This is a genomic window from Flavobacterium sp. (assembly GCF_965284515.1).
Classification (GTDB): domain Bacteria; phylum Bacteroidota; class Bacteroidia; order Flavobacteriales; family Flavobacteriaceae; genus Flavobacterium.
Map to the genome: position 1 here is coordinate 894196 of NZ_OZ260089.1, position 10857 is coordinate 905052.

7 protein-coding genes and 1 tRNA gene are annotated in these 10857 nt (G+C 29.8%); all 8 read left to right on the plus strand.

The window, feature by feature from the left end; all coding sequences use genetic code 11:
- Positions 1-27: 27 nt before the first annotated feature.
- The 8 genes from ACQ65T_RS04095 (at position 28) to ACQ65T_RS04130 (ending at position 10838) form a co-directional block, all read left to right on the plus strand.
- Positions 28-109 (plus strand) — tRNA-Leu (locus ACQ65T_RS04095).
- A gap of 246 nt (positions 110-355) precedes the next feature.
- Entirely contained in the window at positions 356-646 is a 291-nt protein-coding gene (locus ACQ65T_RS04100; protein ID WP_430399828.1) for a helix-turn-helix domain-containing protein, read from the plus strand.
- A 2-nt stretch (positions 647-648) separates the two neighbouring features.
- Complete coding sequence (locus ACQ65T_RS04105; RefSeq protein WP_430399829.1) at positions 649-972, plus strand: hypothetical protein; 324 nt, start codon at positions 649-651, stop codon at positions 970-972.
- 3 nt (positions 973-975) lie between these two features.
- Positions 976-2175, plus strand: a complete 1200-nt coding sequence (locus ACQ65T_RS04110; protein WP_430399830.1) for a primase-helicase family protein — start codon at positions 976-978, stop codon at positions 2173-2175.
- 705 nt (positions 2176-2880) lie between these two features.
- Positions 2881-3300: a T9SS type A sorting domain-containing protein gene (locus tag ACQ65T_RS04115; RefSeq protein ID WP_430399831.1), complete on the plus strand. Its 420-nt coding sequence runs from the start codon at positions 2881-2883 to the stop codon at positions 3298-3300.
- 2 nt (positions 3301-3302) lie between these two features.
- Positions 3303-9656: an RHS repeat-associated core domain-containing protein gene (locus tag ACQ65T_RS04120; protein WP_430399832.1), complete on the plus strand. Its 6354-nt coding sequence runs from the start codon at positions 3303-3305 to the stop codon at positions 9654-9656.
- Positions 9657-9670: 14 nt separating this feature from the next.
- Positions 9671-10039 carry a hypothetical protein gene (locus ACQ65T_RS04125; RefSeq protein WP_430399833.1) on the plus strand — a complete coding sequence of 123 codons (369 nt, stop codon included), beginning with the start codon at positions 9671-9673 and terminating at the stop codon, positions 10037-10039.
- Between the two features lies 1 nt (position 10040).
- A complete protein-coding gene (locus tag ACQ65T_RS04130; protein WP_430399834.1) occupies positions 10041-10838 on the plus strand; it encodes a hypothetical protein in 798 nt (265 codons plus the stop codon).
- Positions 10839-10857: the final 19 nt, after the last annotated feature.

The following is a 10857-nucleotide window of genomic DNA, read 5'->3' on the forward strand; positions in this document are numbered from 1 at the left end:
TATATTTGCAATCTCAAAATCATATCAGCGGGTATGGTGAAATTGGTAGACACGCCAGACTTAGGATCTGGTGCCGCAAGGTGTGAAGGTTCGAGTCCTTTTACCCGCACAGAAAAACAACCCTAAAGCCTTTATTTTAAAGACTTTAGGGTTTTTCTTTTCGATTCGTTCCCCTAATATTCCCCTAAAGAACACTTATTTTTTTAAACTACTTTTTTATTAATGTTAATTAACTACTTAATATTAATTAACGGTTTCAAGTGTTTTGGAATAAAGTTTCTACAAGTTTTGACAACATTTGACAACATTCGACATGTCGAAGTGACCAATTTTCTATTCTCTTGATTTTTGTGTTATGAAAAATATTTTACATATACATTTAGAAAACCCTGAAGATTTTAAAAATGAAATCATCAGAGGTGTTGTTGCTCAAATCAAGGATTTGGGAATTTACAACCAAAAGAAAGAGGAAAATCCTAACGATTTAGTTACTCGTGCCGAAACTGTTAAAATCTTAAACATTTCTTTAGTTAAATTATGGGAACTCACAAAGCAAACTTCACTGCCATCGATCAAAATTGGAGGCAAAGTTTTGTATAAAAGAAGTGTTATAATGGATTTTATAAACTCTCAAAGTATGTCTTAGTTATGGTGTCAATAGAAAATCAAAAAGTAGAAAAGTATTTAAATGATGTGAATTATCATCTAGAAAGTTTGAAACTAGGAATTAGTACACTGAAATTAGATTGCAATAGGGATATGCAAACTTATCTTATTTGCGATAAATTCCTTGAAAGAGTTGATGTTGTTGAAAAATTGGTGAATGCTAATACTTTGCAATTACCAATTAACATTGCAACAAGAGTAAATCAAGTTTTTAAAGAAGATAAAAATTTAAGTATTGCAATTGTAAAAATTGTAAATACTAAAAGAGTGTTTAATCCAACGGCAATAGCTTATTTAAATTTATAATAAATGAAAGATTTAGAAAAATATATAAGAGTAGGTGTGGACTACTTTAGAGAAACAAAAATTCCAATGACCAGAGAAGATTTAAAAGTCATACAAAGATGGAATAAGCAAACAATTATAGATGATTTTGGAAAAGATGCTTTAAAAAGTATTAAAAAGTATGATGGTTTTTGTTTTATTCCAGCTCATGAAAATTTCCAAAAAGTTATTAATGGATTTTATAATAAATATGAGCCCATTTCCTATAAATTAGATTCGGTTGGAGAATGGAATAATATTAAAATTTTATTGCAACATATATTCGGAGAACAGTATGAAATTGGGATCGATTATTTGACTTTGCTTTGGAAAAGACCAACACAAGTATTGCCTATTTTATGTTTAGTAAGTGAAGAAAGGAATACTGGTAAAACTACTTTTTTAAATCTTTTGAAAGTAATTTTTGAAGGCAATATGACATTGAATACTAATGAGGACTTTAGGAGTAGATTTAATAGTGATTGGGCAGGAAAACTAATTGTTGGAATAGATGAAGTTTTATTAGACAAAAAAGATGATAGTGAAAGAATAAAAAATCTTTCAACTGCAAAATATTATAAAGCTGAAGCAAAAGGGAAGGATAAAGAAGAGGTTGAGTTTTTTGGCAAATTTATTTTATGTTCTAATAATGAAGAAAATTTTATAAAAATTGATTCAAATGAAATTCGTTATTGGGTTCGTAAAATACCTACTTTGGGAGATTCATTAAACCCAAATTTATTTGAATTGCTTTCAGATGAAGTTCCTGCCTTTGCATATTTTTTAAACCAAAGAGCTGTTGCAACTAAAAAAGCAACTAGAATGTGGTTCACGAAAGAACAAATACATACAGAAGCCCTTAATGTGTTAATTAAAGGAAATAAAACCTCTGTTGAAAAAGAATTGGAAGAAATGCTCAAAGAGGAGTTTGTTGTTTTTGACGAACCTAAACTGTGTTATACGGCTACAAATTTAGTTGTAATGTTAAAAAATAGAGGTTTACCTGTTACAACTGGTTATGTATCAAATATTTTAAAAAACAAATACAATTTAAAATCCGATAGTAATTCAAGTTACAAATGGTTTAGATCTGAAATTTACAACTCCAATGTTAAAACTACAAATGGCTTCACATCTGAGAAAGGTAGATATTATAGTTTTGATAGAGAGCTATTTGTTAATTAATGTTGAAGTGTTGAATTTTTAATTTAATTCATTCGTTTACAAGGCTTTAGTGTTGCAACTTGTTTTCAACAAATACTCAACAACACAAATACTAGTTAGTTGTTGTTGTTTATTAAATTATATAAGTTGCAAACTTGTTGATTAAATGTTTACGAGCTAATGCATTGATTTTTAGCGTATAAAACCATTTTTTCAACAATTCAACAAAAAAAGACATTATTCCTGCTTATTGAATTGGAAGAAATTTTTTGTATAAAAAAAACATAAGTTTTAACATCATAGAAACAAAAAAAGTAGTTTCTAAATATTAGTTGCAAAATCCTGCAACATGTTGCAATGACCTGCAAGCTTTATATAGTATGGCTTTTGTTCTGTTTCCTTTGATTTATGCAATAAATTTTTTGCGTTCATACTTTTGAAACTAATTGCAACACTTTGCAAATAGTTTTTGAAAATTATGCTGAATTTACCCATTTGCTATCTTGTTTAGAATTTGATTTTTTCAATACTATAGTTCTTACTTTTTGACTTCTAGTGTTTTATGAAAAATTCAAAATTTAACCATTGGTATAGATAATCTGTAACATAAATTAAATAACTTTTTTTCCTTTTTTATTTGTAGCTTAAAAACTACTTTTGCGCGATTTTAAAATATTTTAACACTTTTTTATGAAACCAGTTTTAATTTTCCTATTTGTCTTTTTGATGTCTATAGGAGCCCAATCACAAGACCGTATCAAATTTGATTACGATACAGCAGGAAATCAAATAGTAAGAAAACTATGTTTAGGTTGTCTCGAATCTAAAACGTCTGAAGAAGAAATTAAAGCGGTAACAGATTTAAAAGAAGAAGATTTATTGAAATTTTCTTCTAATGATGTAATATCTTATTATCCAAACCCAGTAAAGGAAGAGTTATACCTAAAATGGGAATTAATCAATGAAAACAAAGTATCTAAAATAGAAATTTATTCTATTAATGGGCAGTTAGTTAAATCAATTAAAAGTCTAGAAAATGAAAATTCTAGTGTGATACCTTTTCAAGAATATCCAGTTGGAACATACTCAATTCTTTTGTTTTATACAAATAATGAGCAAAAATCAATTACAATTATAAAAAATTAAATATGAAAAAGTTAATTACTTTAATAACATTAATTGTTTGCTCTACTTTTTATGCACAAGATAATATTGTAGGAGGCATACCTGTGGAAGGAGTGACAATAATTAAGAGGGAGAAAATATCTACTAATAAAGTAAGTATACCGAATTATAATACTATTTTAAATAGACGTCCTGATGATCCGATAGGTGACCCAATAGAGATAGATCCAATAGATGATGATCCAATAGAAATAGATCCAGTTGAAGAAGATCCACATGGAGGAGGAGGAGGAATTGATCCTTCTTTGATCGTAACTTCAACAGGTATTACTAAAGGAGAATTAAATGTATCTTTAACCGGAGGTGCAACATATAGTATACCGATTGCGGTTCCTCCAGGGATTTCTGGAACAATACCTCAAGTGAATTTAATTTATAATAGTCAGGGGACTAATGGTTTAGCTGGTTATGGTTGGAATGTATCAGGAGTTTCTACTATAACTAGAATTGGGACAACAAAATTTCATGATAATATAATTGACGGTGTTGATTTTGACGTATTAGATCGATTTGCTATTGATGGACAACGTTTAATGCTTAAATCAGGGACTTATGGTGCTGATGGAGCAGAGTATCAAACAGAGAATTATTCAAATATTAAAATTACTACACATGGAGTTTCTTCATTTGGGCCTGCGTATGGGCCAAGTTATTTTTTAGTGCAATACCCTGATGGTTCAAAAGCTTATTACGGACAAAATATTAACTCTAGTTCAAAGACTGAATGGGCTATAACTTATTGGGAAAATCCAATAGGTGTAAGAATATCTTATGAATACTACTTGACAAATAATATATTATCAATTTCAAAAATTAAATATGGTACAAAAGGATCTACTCCAGCAATTAATGTAATTCAGTTTTTATATAAAACAAGACAAAGAGCTGAACAATATTATGTTGGAGGTTTAAGTTTTACTAATAGTAACATATTAAGTCAAATTAAAGTTATTGGAAATGGTGTTGGTTATAGAAATTATTATTTAACACATAATATAACTTCATTGGGTTATGAGCGATTGACAAGTATTACAGAAAAAACTGGTGACAATTCTAAAAGTTTAAATCCAACTACTTTTAGTTATACAGATACTATAAACGAGATTTATCAGTCTGGTATAACATCTAATTTAAGCATTTCAAACATAAACAGTACTGGAACTGGAACTATAACAGGAGATTTTGATGGTGATGGAAGTTTAGATTTAATATTATATCCAAAAACTGGAGTTGATGAAAATAATAAATATTGGTTATTTACAGATTTATCAAATTCAAATACTTATAATATTGGTGCTGAGCATAATGTTGGTAGTTTTAAAAAAATATTTCCAATAACGTGGTTAAACGATAATAATAAATTAATGCCACAACAAGGTTGGTCAGTAATCAAATATAATGGTTATTTTGGTACTACTTCATTTAATAACTATTCGGCTGGAATCACATCTCCGATTTATTTTCAAAATACAAAAGAATATCAGTTTCCCAAAATAGTAATCTCAAATGTGGTTATTAATGAAGAAATCCCTAAGAATTATATTGAAGGTGATTTTAATGGTGATGGATTAACAGATTTGTTAGTTATCGAGAAATCTAAATCATATAGTTATAATAATGCTTCTGGAAATACAGTTAATGGAACTCATCCTGGAGGTAGAACTTTTTTTGTAGATCTAGACAGAAGAAAAACAGATTTTGTTAATTTGGCAGGGAATATACTTTCAAATAATGATAGTGTTTTTCAAGTAGGAGATTTTAATGGAGATGGGAAATCTAATTTACTTGTTTTTAATGATGGCACAATCAAAGTATATGGTATTAATTTAAATAATCAGTTAGAACTTATTAGTAATTATTCAGATAGTCAAATTAATATTAGTAGAGAACTTTTGTTAGGTGATTATAATGGAGATGGTAAAATTGATTTATTAATTCCTATTAAGCATAGTAGCACTTATATACAATATGATTCAAATGGGTTAAGCTTTGTTAAATCTAATAAGAATTTTAATTTTTATTATAATGGTACAAATCAACAAATTTTAGCCAATGATTTTGATTTAGATGGTAAGACAGATTTGATTCATCTTTCATATGCTTTTGATTTAGAAAATATTTATGGTGGTAGATTTGATCAAATTTGGGTTTCTATTCACAATAATTTGGGGACAAATTTTAATGTAAGTTGTGATAGAAAAATAACTTTTCCAAAAAGTGGTTTAGTTGCGTTACCAATGTATTTAAATTCAAGTATTAGAAATTTAAAGTCTGAATTAGCCTTCATGGTAGATGATAAGATTTATTATGCGTTTGGAAAGAAGAATTTTTCAAAAGAAAAATTATTAAAAGAAATAACATTAGGTAATGGCGTTAAAGAAACAATTACCTATCAGGCATTAGTTGGTGATGGCGATTTAAATGCAGAGAATGTACCAGTTTTTACTCCAACTACTTATACAGAAAGTTATCCTAATCATGACATAAAATTATCACCAATATTTGATGTTGTTACATTAATTGAGCATAGAAGTAAAAGTCAATATAAAAAGCAAGCATTTGGTTATTATGGTGCAGTCTCTAATTTAGAAGGGCTTGGTTTTTTAGGATTTAGAGCAATATTGAAAACAAATTGGTATAATAATAGTTATCAAAAAATATCAAGTGTTTCTAAACATGATTTATCGAGACGAGCTGCAGTAATAGAATCTTACTCTTTTTTAAATACATCATATAATTTTTTTAATACACCTTCTAGTTTTATTACAAGGTCAATTATGAATTATGAAGATGAATTATTAGTAAATAAAGTTTATAAAATTAAAAATACATCTTCAACAATTTTTAATGGTTTAGATGGGACTTCAAAAGAAGTTATAACTACTTTTGATAATTTCAATAACCCAACACAGAATATAACAAATTATAAATTAGGAACAAGTATAGAAAAGACAGAAAAGGCTGATTATATTTTTGAGTCACCTACAGCATCACCGTATATTGTAGGTAGAGTTATTCAAAAAAATATTGAAGTAAATTATGGTGGAAGCACTATGACTTCTGAGGAAATTTATTCTTATAATGGTAATCAATTGCTATCTCAAGTAAAGAAAAAAGGCAATGGTACAGACTATTTGACTGAAAATAATCAATATGATGGTTTTGGTAACGTTATTCAAAAAACAATTTCAGCGGTTGGATTAACTCCTAGAATTACCAATTATGAGTACGACACTACAGGCAGATTTTTAACCAAGAGTGTTGATATAGAGGGATTAGCAACAAACTATACTTATAATAATAGTACTGGTCAATTGCTAACTGAAACCAATCCATATGGATTAACAACTACTTATACGTATGATGTTTGGTTGCGTAAAAGAAAAGTGATTGATTATTTAGGTAATAAAAAAACCTATTTATTTCAAATGACTAATACTACAGATGTAAAATTGACAACTACAAATGATGAAGGCGGTCAAAATATATCAATTTTTGATGATTTGGGTAGAGAAAGTATTACTGGGAGTAAAAATATAGATAATTCGTGGTCGTTTATTAAAACAGATTATGATATTTATGATAGGAAAAAAAGTATAAGCGAACCTTATGTAAGTTTAACTGGATCACCAACGCAATTCAATAGAAGTTCATTTGACGAATATGGAAGGTTAATTCAAACAATATCCTATACTGGTAAAACGACCAATATTAGTTATTCTGGTTTAACATCTACAATGAATGATGGCTTTAAAACAGTTTCAACAACTAAGAATGCAGCAGATGTAACAGTTTCAATGACAGATGATGGAGGTACAATAAATTACCAACATTATCCAAACGGTAATATGAAACAATCTAACTATGGTGGAGTAATTATAAGTATAGATCAAGATGGTTGGGGTAGAAAAACGAAATTAACAGATCCATCTGCTGGGGTTTATGAATATGTTTATAACGATTTTGGAGAGTTAACTTGGGAGAAAACACCAAAAGGAGAAACGACTTATACCTTAAACTCGGTTGGGAAAGTTACTCAAAAAGAGGTGCTTGGTGATAATACTCATCTAATTTCTTATTACAATTATGATGGTACTACAAAACTGTTAACAGGTATCACAACTAATACCAGTACATCCTATTCTTATGAATATGATACTTATAAAAGATTGTGGAGAACAACAGAATTTAGCCCGTATGCACATTATCAAATGGCTTCTGTGTTCGATTCGTTTGGTAGAGTTGAAAAAGAATACCAGTATATTCTTCATGTGGCAACTGGTAAAAGTTCATCAAAATGGACAAAAAACACCTATAAAAATGGTTTTCATTGGCAAATTTTAGATGATGCAACAAGTCAAGTGTTATGGGAAACCAATACTATTAATACGCGTGGACAATTAACAAGTGCAACTTTAGGTAATGGAATTGCAATTTCTAAAACATATGACAATTTTGGATTTATTACTCAGTCTAAGCACGATTTAGCAGGTACAGCACCTGTTAACATCATGACGTTAAACACCACTTTTGAACCACAAAGAGGTAATTTAACTTCTCGATACAATAGTATGTTTGCTTGGAATGAAACCTTCCAATATGATACATTAGATAGATTAACACATTATACGGATGCAACTGGAAATCAAGTGCAACAAATCTATGACAACAGAGGTAGAATTTCAGACAATAATCAAGGGCATTATAATTATTCAGGGCCTGTTTATCAAAATTCTTCAATAGACCCTACTCCAGAAACATTTAACTATTATCAAAATCGAAGCAATTTAGATGTTTCGTACAATGCCTTCAAAAGTCCTGTTGAAATTTATGAAGCAGGTTTTGATAGAATAAGTTTTGATTATAATGTGTTTCAAAGCCGTTCTACAATGTATTATGGTAGTTTAGAGGTAGATAAGTTACAGCGAAAATATCGTAAACACTATACGGCATTGGGTTCAATGGAAATTAAACATAATACACAAACTAATGAAGTAGAGTTTATTACTTATATAGGAGGTGATGGCTATACTGCACCTGTAGTACTAAAAAGCGACGGTACAATACAAAATTACTTATATTTGCATCGTGATTATTTGGGTAGTATTGTAGCAATCACTAACGAATCAGGACAATTAGTTGAAAAACGATTATTTGATGCTTGGGGATTAATAGTAAAAGTACAAGATGGGACAGGAAACGTTCTTACAGGTTTAGTTGTATTAGATAGAGGATATACAGGACACGAGCATTTGCAGGGAGTTAATTTAATCCACATGAATGGTCGTTTATATGATCCTTTAGTGCATAGATTTTTACAACCCGATAATTTTATACAAGACCCATACAATACACAAAATTTTAATCGATATGGTTATGTGTTGAACAATCCTTTGAAATGGATTGATCCAAGTGGTGAAAGTTTTGCTAGTTGGTGGAATAATAATTGGAAACAAGTTGTAACTGTTGCAGCAGTTGTTGTTGTAACGGCTGTAGTAACAATTGCTTCTGCTGGAACTGCAACCCCTCTTTTAGTAGCTATTTATGCTGGAATTGCTGGTGGTGCAACAGGTGGAATTGTAGGTACAGCACTTAATGGAGGTAGTGCTGGTGATATTATTACTGCAGGTATTACTGGAGGTATCCTTGGTGGAATCTCAGGCGCAGTTGGTGGCTGGGCTGCAAGTTTTGCTCCTCCTGGTATTATCAATGGTGCTTTATATGGTGGGTCTACAAATGCAGTAATTGGAGGGTTATCTGATATAGCAATGGGGGGTGATGGTACTCAAGGTGCTGTAATGGGCTTTGGTCTAGGATTTATAGGAGGTGCAGCACATGGTTATGCAACAGCAAAAGCTTCTGGAGCTAATGTTTTTACAGGTAAAGTTCCTTCTCCAGAACCATCTAATTTAGCAAGTGGATTAGATGAATCATTTAGCAATGCATTAGATAGATATTATGACAAAACACCAGAAATTTCTTTTAAAGCACAGGCTGAACCAACTTCATTAGGTAGTTCAAGAACACAGATTAAATCATATCTAAAGAACATGGAAAATTTAGATAAAGCAACAATTATTGATGATATTGAAAGTGTCGGTTTTAAAAATGTTTATAATGGGGATAAAGGAGGAGGAGCTGTTTGGGAACATACAAAGATAGAAGGACTTAAAATAAGGTTAGATTCACCACATATAGATGTGCCTTTTGAGCATATGCATATAAATTTTGGTAATAAGTTTAACTCATTTGATATTAATTTAAGACCTGTCAATTTTAATAGCCCTGGTGCTCACATCCCATTTGGTATAAAATAAAATAAAGAAGAAAAATGAATGTTTCAATCAATTATAAAGATAAAAGTATTTCGTTTCATGATAATCCAGTTAAGGAATTCTGCTATGATATTTTTAATGGGGCTATCAAAATGAAATTTTGTAACTACTATGATATTAATTTAAAATGTTTGGTAGATAAAGAATGTAATTTCATAATAAGTAATTGGGAAAAAGTCAAAACATCAGTTTATAAAAAAGATTCTGATGAGATTTTAGAAAAGATTGAAAATAATATTGGGATTCTTGTTGAAATATTTGAGATTGATTTTAAGGATAAAACCCTAATAATGACAGCTGAAAAAATAGATGGTAAGATTATTACTTTTTATTTTGAAAACCCTATTATCGAAATTTTATTTTAATATGAAAAAACTATTTGTTTTATTAACAGGATTTTTAATGTTCTCTTGTAGTTCAGACGACTCACAAGAAAACAATAATCCAACACCTACTACATTTACCATAAATGCAGTAGCGAGTAGTACGGCAGTAACTGTTGACCAAGAATTTACTGTAACCATCACAAACGATGGAAACATGACGGGTATTTTATATTCGTATGATAATTTTGTTACGGAGGCAGGTTTATTTACTGGTTTTGGTACTTCTAAAACCTTAAAATTCAATTTAGATAAAGTTGGGGTTACTACCATTTATTTTAAAGCAACAAAAGAAGGTAATGTTTACAGCAGTGTAAAGTCATTAACTGTAACCGTTAATAGAGGAAATGCTGTAAAAGTTACAGGTATGCAAGTTGTATCTTTTAGTGGTATAAACACTACTTGGGATCCAGAATATCCAACGACAAATCCCAATCATTTAGCAGATGTTTACTTTGGTTTTAATAAATCAACTTTAAATTCTCCATTTGAAGATGGTTATAGTTTTAGAAAATGGTACACTTCATCCGTTAAACAAAATCAAGGAGATTTAACATGGAGTTTTGCAACTGAAAATTTATACATTCAGCCTGAGAAAACCATCAGAATGGGTTTGGTAGATGAAGACAATCCACCATTAGGGCAAGATTTAATGGTTGGTCCACCTGATTATAGAGATTTTAATTTTAGTGCTTATACTACCACAAAACCAAATACAATAACTTATAGCTATCCTGAAATAAATTTAGAGTTTATTGTTACAGTAGAATGGCCAAATTAATTAGTTGTAAGATTGTATT

Coding starts and splice junctions, on each gene's coding strand:
- ACQ65T_RS04110 (WP_430399830.1), top strand. CDS start 976: ATGAAAGATTTAGAAAAATATATAAGAGTAGGTGTGGACTACTTTAGA.
- ACQ65T_RS04130 (WP_430399834.1), top strand. CDS start 10,041: ATGAAAAAACTATTTGTTTTATTAACAGGATTTTTAATGTTCTCTTGT.
- ACQ65T_RS04115 (WP_430399831.1), top strand. CDS start 2,881: ATGTCTATAGGAGCCCAATCACAAGACCGTATCAAATTTGATTACGAT.
- ACQ65T_RS04125 (WP_430399833.1), top strand. CDS start 9,671: ATGAATGTTTCAATCAATTATAAAGATAAAAGTATTTCGTTTCATGAT.
- ACQ65T_RS04105 (WP_430399829.1), top strand. CDS start 649: ATGGTGTCAATAGAAAATCAAAAAGTAGAAAAGTATTTAAATGATGTG.
- ACQ65T_RS04120 (WP_430399832.1), top strand. CDS start 3,303: ATGAAAAAGTTAATTACTTTAATAACATTAATTGTTTGCTCTACTTTT.
- ACQ65T_RS04100 (WP_430399828.1), top strand. CDS start 356: ATGAAAAATATTTTACATATACATTTAGAAAACCCTGAAGATTTTAAA.